Source organism: Janthinobacterium sp. SUN073, from assembly GCF_030397665.1.
Lineage (GTDB): Bacteria > Pseudomonadota > Gammaproteobacteria > Burkholderiales > Burkholderiaceae_D > Janthinobacterium.
This window is the reverse complement of record NZ_JAPUBT010000013.1, coordinates 167,946-186,399: the sequence shown is the minus strand read 5'-3', so window position 1 is coordinate 186,399 and position 18,454 is coordinate 167,946. Positions and strand designations below refer to the sequence as shown.

General features: G+C 63.5%; 14 protein-coding genes. 9 read left to right on the top strand and 5 right to left on the bottom strand.

The features are described from left to right. Positions 1–308 precede the first annotated feature (308 nt). From O0882_RS26050 to O0882_RS26030, 5 genes are read right to left on the bottom strand one after another with little or no spacing between them, the layout of a single operon-like run. Positions 309–1,037 carry a DUF2135 domain-containing protein gene (locus O0882_RS26050; RefSeq protein ID WP_289952689.1) on the bottom strand — a complete coding sequence of 243 codons (729 nt, stop codon included), beginning with the start codon at positions 1,035–1,037 and terminating at the stop codon, positions 309–311. Positions 1,038–1,066: 29 nt separating this feature from the next. Continuing rightward, positions 1,067–2,749 (bottom strand): DUF2300 domain-containing protein, encoded by a 1,683-nt coding sequence (locus O0882_RS26045; RefSeq protein WP_289952675.1) that lies wholly within the window; start codon positions 2,747–2,749, stop codon positions 1,067–1,069. Next, on the bottom strand, positions 2,749–7,299 hold the full coding sequence (locus O0882_RS26040; RefSeq protein WP_289952674.1) for an alpha-2-macroglobulin: 4,551 nt from the start codon (positions 7,297–7,299) through the stop codon (positions 2,749–2,751). The genes O0882_RS26045 and O0882_RS26040 overlap by 1 nt, the downstream gene beginning before the upstream one ends. Continuing rightward, on the bottom strand, positions 7,296–7,967 hold the full coding sequence (locus tag O0882_RS26035; RefSeq protein WP_289952687.1) for a DUF1175 family protein: 672 nt from the start codon (positions 7,965–7,967) through the stop codon (positions 7,296–7,298). The genes O0882_RS26040 and O0882_RS26035 overlap by 4 nt, the downstream gene beginning before the upstream one ends. Further along, complete coding sequence (locus tag O0882_RS26030; RefSeq protein WP_289952672.1) at positions 7,967–9,574, bottom strand: DUF2138 family protein; 1,608 nt, start codon at positions 9,572–9,574, stop codon at positions 7,967–7,969. Before O0882_RS26030 ends, O0882_RS26035 begins: the two co-directional genes overlap by 1 nt. Positions 9,575–9,715: 141 nt before the next feature. Here O0882_RS26030 and O0882_RS26025 point away from each other — a divergent pair, with 141 nt between their 5' ends. The 9 genes from O0882_RS26025 (at position 9,716) to O0882_RS25985 (ending at position 18,420) form a co-directional block, all read left to right on the top strand. Beyond that, complete coding sequence (locus tag O0882_RS26025) at positions 9,716–11,224, top strand: radical SAM protein (protein WP_289952671.1); 1,509 nt, start codon at positions 9,716–9,718, stop codon at positions 11,222–11,224. A gap of 57 nt (positions 11,225–11,281) precedes the next feature. Then, entirely contained in the window at positions 11,282–12,415 is a 1,134-nt protein-coding gene (locus tag O0882_RS26020) for an ABC transporter permease (protein WP_289952670.1), read from the top strand. Further along, entirely contained in the window at positions 12,415–13,317 is a 903-nt protein-coding gene (locus tag O0882_RS26015) for an ATP-binding cassette domain-containing protein (protein WP_289952669.1), read from the top strand. Before O0882_RS26020 ends, O0882_RS26015 begins: the two co-directional genes overlap by 1 nt. Continuing rightward, entirely contained in the window at positions 13,317–14,276 is a 960-nt protein-coding gene (locus O0882_RS26010; protein ID WP_289952668.1) for an MlaD family protein, read from the top strand. The genes O0882_RS26015 and O0882_RS26010 overlap by 1 nt, the downstream gene beginning before the upstream one ends. A gap of 12 nt (positions 14,277–14,288) precedes the next feature. Next, complete coding sequence (locus O0882_RS26005; RefSeq protein ID WP_289952666.1) at positions 14,289–14,903, top strand: ABC-type transport auxiliary lipoprotein family protein; 615 nt, start codon at positions 14,289–14,291, stop codon at positions 14,901–14,903. 10 nt (positions 14,904–14,913) lie between these two features. After that, positions 14,914–16,101, top strand: coding sequence for a VanZ family protein (locus O0882_RS26000; protein ID WP_289952664.1), 1,188 nt, complete (start codon positions 14,914–14,916; stop codon positions 16,099–16,101). Between the two features lie 40 nt (positions 16,102–16,141). Next, positions 16,142–16,459, top strand: coding sequence for a (2Fe-2S) ferredoxin domain-containing protein (locus O0882_RS25995; protein WP_289952663.1), 318 nt, complete (start codon positions 16,142–16,144; stop codon positions 16,457–16,459). Positions 16,460–16,507: 48 nt separating this feature from the next. Next, positions 16,508–17,161: an alpha/beta hydrolase gene (locus O0882_RS25990; protein WP_035828394.1), complete on the top strand. Its 654-nt coding sequence runs from the start codon at positions 16,508–16,510 to the stop codon at positions 17,159–17,161. A gap of 113 nt (positions 17,162–17,274) precedes the next feature. Beyond that, on the top strand, positions 17,275–18,420 hold the full coding sequence (locus O0882_RS25985; protein WP_289952661.1) for a D-alanyl-D-alanine carboxypeptidase family protein: 1,146 nt from the start codon (positions 17,275–17,277) through the stop codon (positions 18,418–18,420). Positions 18,421–18,454 lie beyond the last annotated feature (34 nt).

The window sequence follows — 18,454 nt, the reverse complement described above, 5'->3', positions numbered from 1 at the left end:
TTCATTATTTCTTGTGAACATTTGATATTTTAAGTTAGACGCCAATCCGAAGATTGACGCTGCACTTACATCAAATGCCCACACTTATCGACTGTTAATTGTTAAAGAACGGTATTCGGTACTACTTTCGCGCTATCGACAAAGCGTTGTGTTTGTCAGCTGCGAAGAAGGAAGAGTATGAAGCTTTTTCAGCATTTCGTCAACCTTCTTTTTTACCCACTTCACTCAGCATTTGCATGCATCGTTCAGCGAGGGGGCGAATTATAGCCCTGCCCCGCGCACCCTGCAAGGGCTATTTGCGGCCATTTTTATGGCAAGACAAACGATTTCACCAGGGTCAGCTCGCCGGCGGCCCGCATCGGCACCTGGAAGCTCTGCAGCTTTTCACGCGGCGTGCCTTCATTGGTGATGACCGACAGGCGGGCAACCGTCAGCACGGAGGAATTCTCGCCGCTGCCGTAGTAATTGATATAGACGTGATAGTTGCCCTTCAGGGGCGCGGCACTGGAAAAGATTTCCGGGCCATAGCCGGTAGTCACGTCCACATCCAGCGCGCCGCCATCTTTCAAGACGCGATTGCCATACCAGGCGTGGCCACCGTCCGGCGTGACCACATGCAGATCGAGGTCGGTGCCGGGGCTGTCCCAGGACAGCACGATACGCAGGCGCGCCTGCGTCTTGCCCTGGTAGCTGTCGACAAACTGGGTGCGTGCGCGGCTCCTGCCATCGGGCGAACGCACTTCCACGCTGTTCGAGCCGCTGCCGAAGCCATACGGTCGCCCATAGCTGCCGTCTTCACCCACTTCCATCGGCATCGCCACGCCGTTGACCACCAGGGTGGCGGGCTTGCCCTTGATAGCGCCGGCAATACGCCCCCTTATCTGCGCCGTCTCGGCCTGGCCCGGCTGCAGGTTGACCGACGCAGCGGGGTAATTGACCGCCTGCGTGTATTCCTCAGTTGCACCGGCCGAATTGCGCCAGCCGCTCCTGGGGGCGTCGATGGTGACCTGGGCCTGCGCCCAGAGTGGCAACAGCATCAGGGGAATCGAGCAACGGATATAAAAACTCATAGGGCCTCCAGGTTAAGGTCGACCAGCCGGCGGGCCAGCCGCTCGACATATTCTTCGTCCTGGCCGCGCGGATGACGGCGCAGGCCAAGGTGCAAGTATTCATGGGCCAAGGTGATGCGATCTTCGCGCGTGGCAAGCGGCCGCATGAAGATGCGGTTACGCGACTGCTCCGAATACGGCGCGCCGCTGGACAGGGCACAGACCAGCGGCGCTTGCGGCGGTGCTTCGTAACCGGCCTCGCGCAGCAGCACGCGCTGCCAGCGCGGCACGGAGCGCGCCAGCCAATCCTCGTTCTGCGCCAGGCGCCGACAACGCGCGCCGGTATTGCCAAAGGTGCTCAGCGCGCCGCCGGGATAGGCCGTCGCCAGCAATTCATCATAGTGCTTGCCTTGTCTGGCCTGGCGCACCGCCTCGCTCCACGCCATCGTGCCCTCGGACGACAAGGTGCTGTGATAACGCACGGTGACGCCATCGACGATCAGCTGATCAGTCCAGCGCGCAATGGCCAGCGCCGCCGGCGTGGCGGGGCTGGGACTGACGCGCTGGGTCGCGCTGCTGTCGGCGATCTGCTGGCAGCCCGCTACGCTCACCGCGTTCTGCTGCAAATACGTGCGCGCGGCGATCGCCAGCGCCTTGGCCGCTTCCGGCTCATCAGTACTCGCTTCGCGATCGAGCACGCGCGCCACATATTCATTGACGCCGAAGCGGCCGCGCAATTGCGGGCGGCCGCCCTTCTCTTGCAGCAGCATCAGCTCCCCGCTGCTGCGCAAGGCGAGGTTCTGGCCATTCTCGAACTGCACATGGTAGCGGCCATTCAGCGGCCCGGGTACGGCCACGCCGCGCTCGCCGCGCACGGCACGAATGGGATAACGCTTGAAGTAATCGACCACCACGCAGCCGCCATCGTCGGCCGCACCCACTGGCGGCAAGCTGGCGGCCAGCCTGGGCGCCCACTGCTCAAAGACATTGCTGCTGCCGCCCGCGCCGCCAAACCAGATCGGCGTGCCATCGGCCAGCCAGCCTGCCGCACCACCAATCCGTTCGTCCGTACGGCGCTGCTCGTGCCAGGAATACGTCTTGACGCGCAGCTGGCTGCCGAACCAGCGCGCCGTACCGGCACCGCGCCCATCGAGCACCACGCGCAACAGCGCCGCTTCCGCGTCCACGCGGCTGGCGGCCGGGATGCTGTCGAGCGCGCGCAGCAGGCTGTCCAACCGTACCAGCCGCCCCGGCGCCAGCTGCGCAGGGTCCGCCAGCCAGGCAAAGTCCCCTGCCGGCGCACTACCTAGACGGGCGGTCCAGTACCGGCGCCACGGCGTGGCCGCGATCATCAGGCGCTGGGGCGAGAAGAAGGGGCCACACGATTGCGCCAGTGCCGCATCGTGGCCGATGCTCTGGCCCGCATCGCAGCAATACACTTCTTCCGGATCGCGGCCGCCGCAGCGGTAGTCGGGCATCGCCACCTTGTTATCGCTCGCGTACACATATACGAACAGCTTCCACAGGCTGGCCAGCGGCACTTGCCGCGTGCCGTCAAACGGCAGCGGCGCCGTGCCGCCCTGGCGCAGCTGGCGCACCTCCATCTTGCCGTCGCGCCACCAGGCCACGTCCAACGAGGCGGCAAAAACAGGCGCGGCCAGCAGCAGGGTCGCCATCAATGCAGGAAGTGCTGCGCGCATCACTCAACCTTCAGCGCGCGCATGGTCTTGCCGCCGCCTTCGAAGGCTTTCTGCTCCGGCTGGTACATGCGGTAAAAGCGCGCGGGCGGCAGCACATAACTGCCCTTTTGCGCAAAGCGAATCAGATGACGCACCGTCACGTCGCCGGCCAAAGGCTCGATCGGCACGGCATAGCCGTCGCGGCGCTCCGTGTGGCGTGCACGTTCCAGCGCGGCCGGCTTGTCGCCCGCCATGACCATGCCCCAGGTGGTCGATTCGACCATGGCGCCCGGCGGCAGCGCCACTTCCAGCAAGCCAAAGCGGTGCTTCGCGCCCGGTGCCGCTTTCAAGGTGATTTCATCGAGGTACAGCGCGTCCGTACTGAGCGCCTCGCCCGGCTTGACCAGTTCCGTCGTGTAGCCTCCCTTGCCCGCCTTCATGCGCAGGATGCGACGTTCGACGGCGACCGGCAAGGTCTGCGCTTCGGCCGCGTGACTGTCGTACTGCAGCACGGCCACCGTGCCCGCAGGCGCGGGGGCGGCGAGACGCAGTTTGTCAGGCAAGCCCTTGGCGTCAAGCCAGCGCCAGAGCGGCTGGCCACTGCGGCTTTCGCGCTGTTGCCAGGCGCCGTCCAGCGCCACGGCAGGTCCCTTGCCGAACGATGCGCCGCCCAGCTTCTTTTGCACCCACAACAAGGTCATCGCGCGGTCGAGGGTCGGCATTTCGGCGCGCACGCCGGCCAGCACCGCGTCGGCCTGCGATGGGGGCACTTCGCCAGCCAGCATCAGCAAGGCCTGCGCCACCGGCGCTTTCGATTCGCGCAAGACTTGCCAGGCGCTGGCCACTTGCAGCTGCAGCCCATGCGGCAAGGCGATGCCATTCTGGCTGGCGACCAGCGCCACCAGACCCAGCGCCATCGCTTGCGCCTCGCGGTCAGAGGCGCCGCCCAGCAGCAGGCTGCCGCTGTCGCCCGCCTGGCGCGGTTTGCCGCCCAGGACGGCGATGGCACTGTCGTCCACCAGGCCGGCTGCCAGCGTCTGCGTGGGCAGGCCCATCTCGCGCGCCATCCACAGCACCAGCGCGCGGTCGCCCATCGCATCCTTCAAGCCATGTTCGCTGTAGACGGCCAGCAGCTTGTTCCAGTGCTCGGGCGGCAACTCGATGTGCAGCGCGCGCGCCGCGTACCAGTCCGCGTAATAGGCGTAGGCCGTCATCAGGGCATTGCCAGCCGTGGCATTGCCCCACCAGCCGAAGACGGCGTTCGGACCCGCCATGGACACCAGGCGCAGGCGCTGCGCAGTGAGCAGCGTTTGCAGACGCTCGCCTGCCGCGCCGGCGTCCGGCCCCAGGCTTTGCGTGGCCAGCGCCAGCGGAATCAAGCGGCTCGCCGTCTGTTCCACGCAGCCATACGGATAGTCGATCAAGTCGTCGGCAATGCGCGCGAACTGGCTGGCCGCGCCTTGCGCGAACGAGACGCGGATATTGCGCGCGTCCGCCGGCAGCTTGAGTGGAGTCTCACCAGTGGCGCCATCGAGCGGCAGCACCAGCGAGCGCGGGCTGCTCCAGGCGGCGGGCAAGGTTTGCATGGCCGTCTCTAACGCGTCGACCAGTTTGCCGTTCTGTTTCAGTTCCAGGCGCAGCGCGCTGGCGCCAGCAGCGAGCGGAAATTCAACGTAATTGACACCCGGTTTGGCAGATAGTTTTTCCGTCTTCGGCTGCGCCCCGCCAGAGAGGAGCACGTCGAGCACCTGCTCCTTGCCCGTCTGGTTGAACACGGCCACCGAGGCACGCGGCGCATCGCCGGCGCGCATCCAGTCGGGCGCCGTCCACTTGGCATAGAAATTCTTGTCCGACCGCAGATAGGCAGTACGCTGGCCGACGCGACCTTGGCTATCCATCGCGCGGCCGGTGATCCTCCAGCGGGTCAGCGCGTCGGGCATGGTAAAGCTCACGCGTGCGTTGCCATTCGCATCGGTCTTCAGCGATGGCGCCCAGTAAGCCGTGTCGATATTGTCGCGGCGCGGACGTTCCAGCACCTTGACGCCGCGCTCGTTGTAGTTGTGGCGCGCGGGCGCACCGGCAGTACGGCCCTGCGCCATGTCGTAGCTGATGAAGGACAGGCTGGCCGTGGTGCGCACGTTGTTGCGGCGCGGATGGTAGAAGAAGTCGCCGATGTCCGGCGCGATTTCCGGCTGCAGCACATAGATCATTTCATCGACCACGCCCAGCGCCACCAGGGTGCTCAGGGGCTTGCCATCGAGGGTGGCCTTCACATCCAGGGTCACCTTCTCGCCCGGCTGGTAGACGTCCTTGTCGCTTTTGAACTGCAGCGCGATGCGCGGCTCGATCACTTGCAGGCCGGCGTTCTCGAACACGAAGTCGCCATTGCGCGTGTACGCCACCGAGAACGTCATGTTCGGGCCGTGCTCTTCTTTTACCGGAATGCGCACTCTCCACTGCCGCAGCGCCACGCGCTGCGCCTGGTACCAATCAGCGGCACCGGCCATCAAGCCATGGTGCTCCACCTTGTCGCGCTCGAGCGTCAACAGCGCCTGGTCGACCTTGTCGGAGAAGGTGATCAGCGCCTCGGCAGTGTCGCCCGGACGATAGCGCGCGCGGTCCAGCACGATCTCGATGCTGCCTGGTGTCGTCTGCACGCCATCGCCGGCGACCCAGTGGCTGGCGGCGGCCAGCAAGTTGCCGCGTTCGTCGCGCAGCGCCAGCTGATACGAGCCCGATGCCGGGAATGTCACATCCCAGCCCTTGGCGTTGGGATCGAACGCGCCCTCGGTCTTGCTCTGTTTTTCCAGCTGCACCATCTCCCAGCGCACGGGTCGCGCCGCGCCCTGGCCATCGGCCACCAGGTCGAAATGCACGGTCTGGCCCGGATCGGAAAACTGGCGCGTGGCCTTCAACTGGTAGCTGCTGCTCGAGCGTTCTATCATCAGCTCGCGCGTCGCCTTGACGCGGTAGGCCGCGCCATCGGTCGCCAGCACGGTCAAGATGTAGCGAGACGGATCGGCGGCAGGCGGCAAGGTGAAGTCCACATTGCCGCTGCCGTCGCTGACCACCTCTTCGGTTTTCAGCGACACCGGGAACAGGCCGCTGTAACGCAGTTCGCCTTCAACCATGGTGTTTTGCTGGCTGCGCAGCGACAAGGTCATCTTCGCGTTTTTCACGGGTTTTCCATCGGGGTAGCGCAACGCGATGCTGCCCTTGACCACCTCGCCCGTCTTGAATTCCGGCTTCGATGGCTGGACGTTGATTTCAAAGTGCGGCTTGACGTATTCGGCCACGCGGAAGGCCGCGCCATACACGCCATCCTTGTAATTGAAGCGCAGTTCATAGCCGCCGGCGGTCGCTTCCGTGGGCAGACGGAAGCGCGTGTCGGCGCCCGTATCGCCGGACAGCTGCAGCGTTTGCGTCAGCAGCGGCGTGCCGTTCGGATTGAGCACGGTGAGACTGACAGGCGCGCTGGCCGCCGCCTGCGAGTTGCGCGCCGACGTGAATTCGCGGCCCAGGAACTTGACGTTGACCTCGTCGCCGGGCCGGTACAGGGGCCGGTCGGTCACCGCATAAATCTTGGTGTTATAGATTTCACTGTCATAGTAAAAATTCTCGGACACGAACACGCCGCCAGCGCCGTCCTGGCCCAGCACATACGTGTGTTCCGGGCTGCCGCGCTCGAGCGAGGCGACGCCATCTGCACCCGTGGTGGCCGACTGCAGCACGCCGGTGCCGTCGGTCCACGCCACGCTGGCGCCGGCCACGGCGGCGCTGTTGTCGCGCCGCGCCGTCCAGACCAGCATCTGGCCTGACGATACCTTGGTGACGGCCACCGTGTCCGACACGAACACCAGGGTGGTGGCGCGGTGCTCGCCGATGATCGCTTCGACCAGGTACAAACCCGGCTTGCGCTTGCCCAGCGGGATCATCACGTTGCCGGCGCCCGCGACGATGAAGTCGCTGCTCGATCCATCGAGCTTGACGCCTTTCGGCGGTGTGATGGCCTTGGCTTGCCAGATCGGATAGCGGAAGCTGTCGACCAGCTCCATGCCCTTGATCGGCTTGTACTGCGGATGGTTGGCGAACACGGTCGGCCGGCGGATCGCGTCATTCGTGGCCAGCTGCGGCTGCTCTTTCGTGACCGCGCGGCGCGCCTCGCCGGAAAACAGCTTGCGCCAGGCCAGGCGCGACTGCTTCCACCAGCTATCCCACAGAAAGCTCAGCGTATTGGCCAGGCCTTCGCCCTGGTAATTGCCCTCGACCTGGATGCGGTGCAGATTGCGCTGTTTTTTCAGGAATTCCATCGGTTCGGGCACGCGGTAGACGACGATGTCGGCGCCCGAATACGCTTCCAGGTTCATGCGTCCCATGTCGCGCCCGGGCACCTCGAGCCGCACGCGCGACTCGTCGGTGCTGCCGTAGCTGGCGTCCGACAACAGGAAGAAGGGCTCGCCCTTGAAGGTGCTGTAGTTGCTGGGCTCGCGTTCCTGCGCCGAAGCGCCGCCAATGAGCACCAACGCCAACAAGCTGACAAATAGCTGCTTCATGAGAAAAATCGGCTTCATGATAAAAACGCCAGCCGGAACACACCGGCGAAATTCGGATTGTTGACCACAGGTTGCCACCGCGTGTCCTTCCAGCTCGTAAGTTCTTTGATATCGACGGTCCGCAGACCATTGTCGTCGGGGGTGACGGTGCCGGTGTGGTAGGCGATGCGCGCACCCATCCAGACCATCAGGTGCTGTTCGTCGCCCTGGTCGAAAAACAGCAGGTCGCCGGGCAGCGCCTGGCTGATTTCGCGGGCGATGAAACGGCTGTTGTGCTGCACCAGCGCCAGCGCCGTGACGAAGTGGCCGATGCTGCCGCCCGTTTGCACCCAGCGGTTGCGCAAGGCGGCCTGGTTCGCGTCCAGTTCCAGCTCGGGCGGCAGGCGCCGGTCGCTGGCGATGCCGTTCGCGCGCAGCCACTTCGCGTCATGCACGGTCAAGGCTTCGTTGACGGCAAAGCGCACCAGGCCGGCGCAATCGCGGTGCGTCCAGCGCGGCGACGGTCCCCGTTCGATCTGCGCGTTGACGATGCGCAACATCCAGGACTGGAAGGCGCGGCTCTGCGGCTGCGACAGCCGCACTTGCGGCTCGGCCGCCGCGCGCAGGGCCCAGGCATGGGGGAAGGCAACAGCGGCAGCCCCTCCCGCCAGCCAGCGCAAGGCGGCACGGCGCGCATGCCGCACCATCATCGCCCAGTCTCCTGCCATTCCAGCGTTTCCCATGCGGTGCCGCTGGCTGGCTGCCGCTTGAGCACCATGCGCAGCGGCGGATATTTTTTCAAGGCGTTCAGGCGCGGCACCAGGTGTTCGTTGGCGGCTGCGCGCAGTACCGGTTCCTTATTCGCCGGCAGGGTATCGAAGGCTTCCAGCTGGATCAGCCGGGCCAGCGATGCCGGCGCGATCAGGCCGATCGTGCGCGAAGCGTCAGGCAGCAAGTCGCTGGCCGCCGGTGCCTGCTTGCGGCGCACCGCCAGCACCTGGTCCACCAGCTTGCCGTCGGCCGAGAAGACAACAGTATTGCCGGCCACGGCCAACGCCGGCTTGGATTGGCCCAGGGCCGTGGCGACACTGCGCTCCCAGCGCACGAACGCACCTTTACTATCCTTGCCGGTAGTCTTGCGCACGGGGTCCTTGCCGCCGATGGCCGCCTCGAACAGGCTGCCATATACAGCGTCGTCGCCAGCCTGCGCACTGCGCGTGGCCACAAAAACCGGCGTATGCAGCCGCGAAGTGCCGTACCAGCACGCGGCGGCGGGGCCTTGCAAGTGCCCGGCCAGCGACACCACCGGTGCGGATGTCTTGTCGCCCAGGCGCTTGAGCACGGGCTGCAGCGCGGTCCAGTCGACCGGCACGCTGAAGCAGGCGCTGGGATGATGCGGCAGTTGCGGCCACAGGGAGCTGCTGTCGTAGCCGCCGTTTTTCAATTTGTCGGCATTGAGCAGCACCTTCGATTGCCAGGCGCCTTGTTGAAAATCGAAGCGCAACGCTTCGAGCGCGCCAAAGAAGGGCTGGTAGCCGAACGACAGGAAGTCCGCCTTGACGGCGATGCTGTGGCCCTCGGGCGCGGCGTTATCGAGATGGAACTGCGCATGAAAGACGTTCTGTTTGGCCGGCTCCGGCGCCAGCAGGCTGGCCACGGTTTTCTCGGCCGTGCCATCGCCATGCTTGCCGTCGCCGCCATACAGCATGCCGGGATGGGACAGGATGACCAGGCGCTGGCCATGCGCGGCAAACAGCAAGGTGCGCTGCCAGGCGTAATTGAGCGCGTAGACGGGCACGCTGTCGCCATCGACGCGCAAACTGCCGGCCACGCGCATTTGCGTATCCTTCAAGGCGATCTTGCCCGCCTCCTCCAGCAAACGCGTCAACTGGCTGCGCGACACGGCGATGGCGAAATGCTTGAGCGAGCCGTCGGCGTCGCGCCACAAGGCCACTTCCGCCGGCTGGTCCAGCACCATGCGCAGCAGCTGGTCGCCCCAGCCCAGTTCATGTTCGTAGGCGATGCGGCGCAGGCTGCCCTTGAGCCCCAGCCGGTCTTCGCTCTGCTCGTAATAGAACAGGAAATCCTCGCGCAGCACGTCGCGCGCCAGCGGCACCGTCAGCAGGTCACGCGGCAAGGCCGACAGGCTTTTCGTGCGGACCAGTGCGTCGGGCCGGGACAAATCCAGCTTCAGGCTGTTGACCGGCCCCATCGCGCCCCAGCCAAACGCGCGGTAGCCGACCAGCGCGGCCGCCACCAGCGCCACGCCAGCAAGTGAGCCGAGCAGGACCTTGTTATTGAGTACTTTTTTCACCAGCACCGTGTATCCCCTGTTGCCCTGCCGAAGCATTGCCAAGTTAGTAATTATTGACAAATGGTAACATGGCATTTGTGGCCGCAGCGCACCGGTGACGCGACAGCGTAAAATAGCGGTTTCGCCGTTTCCATCGCCGCCATGACCATCCTGCTCTCCACCCTGAACGCCCGCTACACCCACGCTTCGCTGGGATTGCGCTATTTGCTGGCCAATATGGGGCCGTTGCAGGCGCAGACACGGTTGCAGGAATTCGTCATCGGCACGAAAACCACGGAACTGGTCGAGCGCATCCTGACGAACAAGCCGCGCATCATCGGTTTTGGCGTGTATATCTGGAACGTCGAGGAAACCACCAAGCTGGTGGCCATGCTCAAGCGCGTGGCGCCCGAGGTCATCATCGTGCTGGGCGGGCCGGAAGTGTCGCATGAAGCGGGCGAGCAAGAGATCGTCAAGCTGGCCGACTACCTGATCACGGGCTGGGGCGACGTCACCTTCCCCAAACTGTGCGGCGAGATCCTCAACGGGCCAAAACCACTGATGAAGATCCACGCGGGCGTGCAAGCGCCGCTGGCGGAACTGCAACTGCCCTACTCCTTGTATACAGATGACGATATCCGCCATCGCACGATTTACGTGGAAGCGTCGCGCGGCTGCCCGTTCAAATGCGAATTCTGCCTGTCGGCGCTGGACAAGACGGCCTGGCCCTTCGCCCTGGAGAACTTCCTGGCCGAGATGGAGTCGCTGCATGCGCGGGGCGCACGCCTGTTCAAGTTCGTCGACCGCACCTTCAACCTGAACATCAAGACCAGCCTGAAGATCATGCAGTTCTTTCTGGACAAGATCGAAGCCAATCCGGACGATCCGATCTATGCCCACTTCGAGCTGGTACCCGACCACTTGCCCGATGCACTGAAAGAAGGCATCAGCAAGTTCCCGCCCGGCGCGCTGCAGTTCGAGATCGGCATCCAGAGCTTCAATCCGGAGGTGCAAGCGCTGGTCAGCCGCAAGCAGGACAATCAAAAGGCGGCCGATAACATCCGCTGGCTGTGCGAGGAATCAAACGCCCACCTGCACGTGGACTTGATCGCCGGCTTGCCGGGCGAGGATGAAGCGAGCTTTGCGGCCGGCTTCAACAAGCTGGTGGCCTTGAAACCGCATGAAATCCAGTTCGGCATATTAAAACGGCTGCGCGGCACGCCCATCATCCGCCACACGGAAAATTACGGCATGGTGTTCGACCCGCACCCGCCCTACACCATCCTGGCGAATAAACAGCTCGATTTCATGAGCATGCAGCGCCTGGTGCGCTTCGCCCGCTACTGGGACCTGGTCGCCAACTCGGGCCGCTTCGCCAATACGGTGCAATGGATGCTGGGCGAGTCGCCGTTTGAAAATTTCATGGACTTTTCGAACTGGCTGTACGCCCATACGGACGCCACGCACCGCATCGCCATGGAGCGCCTGGCCAAGCTGGTGGCGCAATGGCTGCAGACGCGCGGCATGAGCGCGGTCGAGGCCAATGCCCTCGTGGCCAGCGACTATGCGGGCGGCGCGCAAGCGGCAAACCACGCCAAAACCAGCGACCAGCCGAAGGCGCACCTGGAGGCGGCAATACCGCAGCGGCAGGCGCGCCATCTGGCCTCCTGAAAGCGTGACGATTGAACATCGGTGGCGGTCTGCGCCATTCTCCCTTAAACTGGCACGATGCCGACTGTACAATCGCCGAAACTGACCCTCTCCCAGACCAGCTCCCAACAGGGAGCCCTTGTCACTGCCAGCGGCACCTGGCAGGTGCACGCGCTCGCGCATGACAATGCGATCAAGGCCATCGACGCCCAGCTCAAGCCCTTGCAGGGTGACGCGAATGCCAGCTGGGATCTGTCACAGATCGACAGCATGGACCATATCGGCGCCCAGCTGTTCTGGAATGCCTGGGGCAAGCGGCGTCCTGCGCAGCTGACCCTGGCGCCATCGCAGGAAGAGTTTTTCCGGCGCATCGAAGAGACTGGTCCCCTGGAAACGCCGCCCTCGCGCGCCAACCGTCTCACGCCCGTGATGAAGCTGGGCATGACCATCCTGCTGTTTTTCGAACATTTGAAGGGTTTTATTGCCCTTGTCGGCCAGGTGACGCAGGATATCGGCCGCTTCGCGCGCCACCCGATGCGCGGACCATGGCGTGAAATTTCCGCCAATATCTTCCATGCGGGCTTCCAGGCGCTGGGCATCACGGCCCTGGTCGGCTTTCTGATCGGCGTCGTGCTGTCCTATCTGTCGGCGCAGCAGCTGCGCGCCTTTGGCGGCGACATTTATCTGGTCAACCTGCTGGGCATGAGCGTCATCCGCGAACTGGGGCCGTTATTGGCGGCCATTCTCGTGGCCGGCCGCTCCGGCTCGTCCATCACGGCCCAGTTGGGCGTCATGCGCGTCACGGAAGAGCTCGACGCCATGCTGGTGATGGGCATTTCGCACGGTTTCCGCCTGATCATGCCGAAAGTGCTGGCCCTGGCCATTTCCATGCCTCTGCTCGTCATCTGGACGGATACGGCCGCGCTGATCGGCGGCATGGTGGCGGCCAAGGTGGAATTGAATCTGTCGGCGCGCTACTTCATCCAGAAGCTGCCGGACGCCGTGCCGCTGGCCAATTACATGATCGGCCTGGGCAAGGGCGTGATTTTCGGCATGCTGATCGCCCTTGTCTCCTGCCACTTCGGCCTGCGCATCAAGGCCAATACGGAAAGCCTGGGGCACGGCACCACCACCGCCGTCGTCACGGCCATCACCGTGGTGATCCTGGCCGACGCCGTATTTGCCATCGTCTTCAATGGAGTGGGATATTGATGGCAGACAACGATATCGCTTGCAAGGCGAGCGAGGGCCAGGACGGCCAGTTCAACCTGCATGGCAGCGCGCCCGTGGTGGAAATCACCAACTTGTGGACCAAGTTCGGCCGCACCGTCGTGCACCAGGACTTGAACCTGGAAATCGAACGGGGCGAAATCCTCTCCATCGTGGGCGGCTCCGGCACGGGCAAGACGGTGCTGCTGCGCCAGATGCTGGGCCTGGAACATCCGGCGCGGGGCTGCGTCAAAGTCTTTGGCGAAGATATCAACAAGGCAAGTTCCGACCAGTTGCAGCAATTGCGCAACCACTGGGGCATGCTGTTCCAGCAAGGCGCCCTGTATTCGGCCCTGACCGTGTTCGACAACGTGGCGCAACCGATGCGCGAATTGCGCGTGCTGCCCGAGGCGCTGGTGCATGACGCGGTATTATTGAAGATGAACATGGTGGGACTGGGCCCGGAACATGCGCTGAAAATGCCGTCGGACTTGTCGGGCGGCATGATCAAGCGCGTGGCGCTGGCGCGCGCCCTGGCGCTGGAACCGAAGCTGCTGTTCCTCGACGAACCCACGGCGGGCCTGGACCCGGACCTATCGGAAAGCTTTGTCGCCCTGATCCAGTCGCTGCACCGCGAGCTGGGCTTGACGGTGGTGATGGTCACGCATGACCTCGACACCCTGTTTGCCCTGTCCACGCGCATCGCCGTGCTGGCGGAAAAACACGTGATCGCCATCGGCCCCACGCGCGAAGTGATCGAAGTGGACCACCCGTTCATCAAGCAATTTTTCCTCGGCGACCGCGGCAAGCGCGCACTGGCCGTCCTTGATGAAAAACAGGCGGCGGCAGGCAAGGCGGCGCAGCCAGGCGACGACGCCGGCACAGACAAGAAAGCGGAGAAGTAATGGAAAACAGATCACATGCCCTGATGACGGGATTTTTTACACTCACCCTGCTGGTGGCCGCCGTTCTGTTCGGCGTCTGGTTCAACCGCGACCGCGTGGAAAGAGTCCCGTATTTGCTCGCCACCACCCTGTCCGTGCCGGGCCTGAACCCGCAGGCGACCGTGCGCTATCGGGGCCTGGAAGTGGGCAAGGTCGACGCCATCGATTTCGACACGCAAAAGGCGGGGCAAATCCTCGTGCACATCAGCGTGGCGCCGGACACCCCCGTCACCGACACGACCTTTGCCAGCCTCGGTTACCAGGGCGTGACGGGCATCGCCTACATCCAGCTCGACGACGAGCACGTGGGTTCGAAATTGCTGGGCACCAGCAAGGACAAGCCTTCGCTGATCCCCCTGCGCGCGGGCTTGCTGGACCAGCTGGAAAAACGGGGCAAGCGCATCCTCGACCAGGCCGAGCAAATCACCAACAAGGTCAACAATCTGCTCAGCCCCGACAACCAGGCCGCCATGCTGGGCGCCTTCAATGAAGTGGGCAAGGCAGCCAAGGCCTTCGGCGCCATTCCGCAGCAGCTGGAGCCGACCCTGACGCAATTGCCGCAACTGACGGAACAAACGCGGCAAACCTTGACGGCCGTCAGCACGGCCAGCAAGAACGTGTCGGATTTGACGGCCACCTGGAAAAAGCTGGGCAACGACATCCAGGCGCCTGGCGGTGTGCTCGACAAGGTCAATGGCACGGTCGACCGGGTCGGTAACTCGGTGGAAACGGTGGCCAATGGCGTGTCGCTGGAAGTCTTGCCGCAGGTAATCGAGCTGAGCGGCGAGGCGCGTTCCTCCATGCGCGCCCTGAAAACCACCATGAGCACGCTCAATGAACAGCCGCAGAGCATCTTGTTCGGCGCCCCAGACATTCCGCCCGGCCCGGGCGAGCCCGGTTTTTCGGCACCGGGCAAATAAGGAGAACACCGCATGCCTACCCCACGCCATCTCAGCGCACTCATCCTGGCCGCCGCATTCCTGCTGGGCGGCTGCGCCAGCCGCGGCCCCGTCCCCACTTTTTATGATTTCGGCCCGGCAGCGCCGCAGGCGGCCGCACCAGCGGCCGCGCCAGCCGTGCCCGTGCTGGTGATCGCCGACGCCAACGGCCCTTCGTGGCTGGACAGCCAGCGCATGTATTACCGCCTGCTGTACGCGGACGCGCAGCAATCGCGCCCGTACGCCTACAACCGCTGGAACACGCCGCCGCTGCAACTATTAAGCCAGCGCCTGAAAACGCGCGTGGCGCAGAGCGGCGTGAAAGTGCTGTCGACCACGGACGCGGCCGCCGGTATTCCCCTGCTGCGCATCGATGTCGATGATTTTTCGCAAAACTTTGATACGCAGACGCACAGCAGCGGCCATGTGTCGCTGCGCGCCTCGCTGTTCCGCGGGCACCGCCTGATCGACCAGAAAACCTTCAGCCGCAGCGGACCGGCCGGCAGCGCCGACGCGCAAGGGGGCGCGCAGGCGCTGGCGGCAGCCTCGGACGCCGTCGCCGGCGACCTGCTGGCATGGCTGGGCACGCTGAACATCCCGAAAGAATGACCGTCACAGAATGACCGCCTCCGCAGCCCCTGCCAGCCCGCCAGCGCCACTGCCGCCCGCACGCTCGTCGCCCGTGTCGCGCGCGACCCTGCTCGCCTACGTCTTCCTGATCGTCTACGCCAGCTGGTTCCCGTTCACGGGCTGGCACAGCAATGGCTTGTCGCCGCTGACGTTCCTGGAAAACACCCGCATGCCCCGCTACTGGACGGGCTTTGACGTGGGCATCAACGTCGTCGGCTACATCCCGCTGGGTGCGTTGATCGTGTATTCACTGTTTCCAAGGATTACTGGTTTCTTTGCCGTCGTGATCGCCAGCCTGTGCGGTATGTTGATTTCCGGCAGCATGGAAGCCGTGCAAACCTATTTGCCCAGCCGCGTGTCGTCGAATCTCGACTTTTATACGAATTCGGCCGGCTGCTTTATCGGTTCCCTCATCGGCGCCCTGACGGCGCGCAAACTGCTCGACCATAGCCATCTGTACCGCGTGCGCCAGCGCTGGTTTGCCCAACATGCCAGCCAGGGCCTGGTGCTGGTGGCGCTGTGGCCGCTGGCGCAAATCTATCCGCAAGGCTATTTGTTCGGCTTGGGCCAGCTGCTGCCCATCCTGTCGGACTGGGCCTCCAGCCTGATGGGCATGGACATCGACCTGGCATCCTACCTGCGTCCCGATGTGATATTGACGGTTGAACAATATTGGCTATCGGAAACCATCATCACGGCCTGCGGCATGACAGGCGCCGTGCTCACTTTACTATGCCTGCTACGCCGCGCCGCGCCGCGCGCCGCGCTGATGCTGATCCTCATCGCCGCCGCGTTGATCGTGCGTTCGATGGCCAGCGCGCTGCTGTTTTCGCCCGAAAACGCCTTCGTCTGGATCACGCCGGGCGCCCAGGGCGGCTTTTTGATCGGCCTGATCATGCTGGGCGGCCTGGCCTTCGCGCCCCATGTGGCGCAGCGCCGCATCGCGGCCGCCACCCTGCTGCTGAGCCTGGTGATGGTGAACACGACGCCGATCAACCCGTACTTCATGTCGACCTTGCAAGGCTGGGTACAAGGCAAGTTCCTGAACTTCAATGGTGCGGCGCAATTTTTGGCCTTGCTGTGGCCCTTCATGGCCCTGTGGTTCCTGTGCCTGCCCTCGCACCGCCTGAACCGGCAGGATGACGTGCAGCGCCAGCGTCGCGAAGACCACCCATAAGCGTTATCATGGCGCATTGATGAATCAGCAGGAGCATAGTATGAGCGACGCACCGTATTTTGAACGCCACGTTTTTTTCTGCATGAACAAACGTGAAGACGGCCGCAACAGTTGCGGCGACCATGGCGCGGAAGCGGCGCAAAAGCATTGCAAGCGCCGCATCAAGGAACTCGACATGAATGGCGCGGGCAAGATCCGCATCAACCAGGCCGGCTGCATGGACCGCTGCGAGGAAGGCCCATTGCTGGTGATCTACCCGGAAGCGACCTGGTACACCTATGTCGACACCAGCGATATCGACGAGATCATCGATACCCACCTGGTGGGCGGCAAGATCGTCGACCGCCTGAAAATCTAAGCCGCATCTTTAATCTTAATTTAAGCCTACGCCACCAGTATGAGCATCATGAACAGAAACTCGGAAAAATTTACCCTCGCCGGCCATGCAGGCAGCATGGAAGGCTTGCTCGATTTCCCGGCAGACACTCCGCGCGGCATCGCCCTCGTGGCCCATCCCCACCCGCTGTACGGCGGCACGATGGATAACAAGGTCACGCAAACCCTGGCGCGCGCGTTTGTCGCCCTCGGTTACGTGGTGGCGCGCATCAACTTCCGCGGCGTGGGCGCCTCGGAAGGCGTGCACGACCATGGCGCGGGCGAGACGGACGACATGCAATTGCTGTACGAACACATGCGCGGCCTGTATCCGGGCTTGCCCGTGGCCTTGTCCGGCTTTTCCTTCGGTACCTTCGTGCAATCGAAACTGCAGGAACGCCTGGCTGCCGCCGGCACGCCCGTCGAGCGCCTGGCGCTGATCGGCAGCGCGGCCGGCAAGTGGGCCATGGCTGACATTCCGGCCGATACCATTTTGATCCACGGCGAACTGGACGACACGATTCCCCTGTCCGCCGTCTTCGACTGGGCCCGTCCACAAGACATTCCCGTGATCGTGATCCCCGGCGCCGACCACTTTTTCCACCGCAAGCTCAACCACATCAAGAACCTCGTGATTGCGCTGTGGCATGGTGACAAACCCGCAATCGCGGCAGATGATCATTGAAGTGTGGGCTTACTACCGCCTCCACGGCTATAATTGATCCGTTTTTTCCACGCGGCCATGTCAGTAGCAACAACATGGCCCCCAGCCTTCATCTTTTTCGCAGACCAGCCTCCATGAAAAAACTCTTAGCGGCACTGGCCTCCAGTGTACTTTTCCTATCCGCCGCCTTCGCCCAGAGCGTTCCAGCCCCGACCATCGCCGCCAAGTCCTGGCTGTTGCTTGACGCCACCAGTGGCCAGATCATTGCTTCGCAAGATCCGGACGCGCGCATCGAGCCGGCATCGTTGACCAAGATCATGACGGCTTACCTGACGTTTGCCGCCATCCGCGAAAAGAAACTGGCGCTGGACCAAAAAGTGAATGTCTCCGTGCGCGCCTGGAAAGTCGATTCGAGCAGCTCGAAGATGTTCATCGACCCGGCCACGCCCGTCTCGATCGACGACTTGCTGCATGGCCTGATGATTCAATCGGGTAACGACGCCGCCGTGGCGCTGGCTGAAGCCGTTGCCGGCGATGAAGGCACGTTTGTCGTGCTGATGAACCGCGAAGCACAGCGCATGGGCCTGAAAAACACGCGTTTTGGCAATCCGCATGGCTTGCCTAGCCCCGATAACTATTCCACCGCACAAGACTTGTCCGTGCTGGCCAAGCGCGTGATCGCCGACTATCCGGAATTCTACAAAATCGATTCCGTGAAAAGCTTTACGTACAACAAGATCACCCAGCCTAACCGCAACCGCCTGCTGTGGCTGGACCCGACCGTCGATGGCATGAAGACGGGCCACACGGAAGCGGCCGGCTATTGCATGATCGCTTCGGCCCGCCGTCCAGGCGGCACCGGCGAGCGCCGTCTGATCTCCGTGGTGCTGGGTACCACCTCCGACCAGGCGCGTACGCAAGAAAGCCAGAAGCTGCTGAACTGGGGCTTCCAGAACTTCGATACGGTCAAGCTGTACTCGAAAGGCCAGGCCGTGGCCACGCCGGAAGTGTGGAAGGGCTCGAAAGGCACCGTGAAAATCGGTTTCGCCCGCGACGTGCTCGTCACCGTGCCTAAAGGCATGGCTGCCAAGATGAAGCCTGTGCTGGAACGCAAGGACCCGCTGGTCGCGCCATTGGCTGAAAACGCCCCTGTCGGCAAACTGAAAATGATGGTTGAAGACAAGGTCCTGCTGGAACTGCCTGTCGTGGCGCTGGAAACCATCAACCAGGCCACGATCTTCGGCCGCGCCTGGGATTCGATGCGTCTGTGGATGAAGTAATTAGTTCTCGTATTCCATAAAAAATGCCCGCAGA

What these genes read in the sequence shown, in the direction of transcription:
- O0882_RS25990 (WP_035828394.1), top strand. Translation starts at nt 16,508, where the DNA reads ATGAACAGAAACTCGGAAAAATTTACCCTCGCCGGCCATGCAGGCAGC.
- O0882_RS26010 (WP_289952668.1), top strand. Translation starts at nt 13,317, where the DNA reads ATGGAAAACAGATCACATGCCCTGATGACGGGATTTTTTACACTCACC.
- O0882_RS26035 (WP_289952687.1), bottom strand. Translation starts at nt 7,967, where the DNA reads ATGGTGCGGCATGCGCGCCGTGCCGCCTTGCGCTGGCTGGCGGGAGGG.
- O0882_RS25995 (WP_289952663.1), top strand. Translation starts at nt 16,142, where the DNA reads ATGAGCGACGCACCGTATTTTGAACGCCACGTTTTTTTCTGCATGAAC.
- O0882_RS26045 (WP_289952675.1), bottom strand. Translation starts at nt 2,749, where the DNA reads ATGCGCGCAGCACTTCCTGCATTGATGGCGACCCTGCTGCTGGCCGCG.
- O0882_RS26025 (WP_289952671.1), top strand. Translation starts at nt 9,716, where the DNA reads ATGACCATCCTGCTCTCCACCCTGAACGCCCGCTACACCCACGCTTCG.
- O0882_RS26005 (WP_289952666.1), top strand. Translation starts at nt 14,289, where the DNA reads ATGCCTACCCCACGCCATCTCAGCGCACTCATCCTGGCCGCCGCATTC.
- O0882_RS26020 (WP_289952670.1), top strand. Translation starts at nt 11,282, where the DNA reads ATGCCGACTGTACAATCGCCGAAACTGACCCTCTCCCAGACCAGCTCC.
- O0882_RS26040 (WP_289952674.1), bottom strand. Translation starts at nt 7,299, where the DNA reads ATGAAGCCGATTTTTCTCATGAAGCAGCTATTTGTCAGCTTGTTGGCG.
- O0882_RS25985 (WP_289952661.1), top strand. Translation starts at nt 17,275, where the DNA reads ATGAAAAAACTCTTAGCGGCACTGGCCTCCAGTGTACTTTTCCTATCC.
- O0882_RS26000 (WP_289952664.1), top strand. Translation starts at nt 14,914, where the DNA reads ATGACCGCCTCCGCAGCCCCTGCCAGCCCGCCAGCGCCACTGCCGCCC.
- O0882_RS26050 (WP_289952689.1), bottom strand. Translation starts at nt 1,037, where the DNA reads ATGCTGTTGCCACTCTGGGCGCAGGCCCAGGTCACCATCGACGCCCCC.
- O0882_RS26015 (WP_289952669.1), top strand. Translation starts at nt 12,415, where the DNA reads ATGGCAGACAACGATATCGCTTGCAAGGCGAGCGAGGGCCAGGACGGC.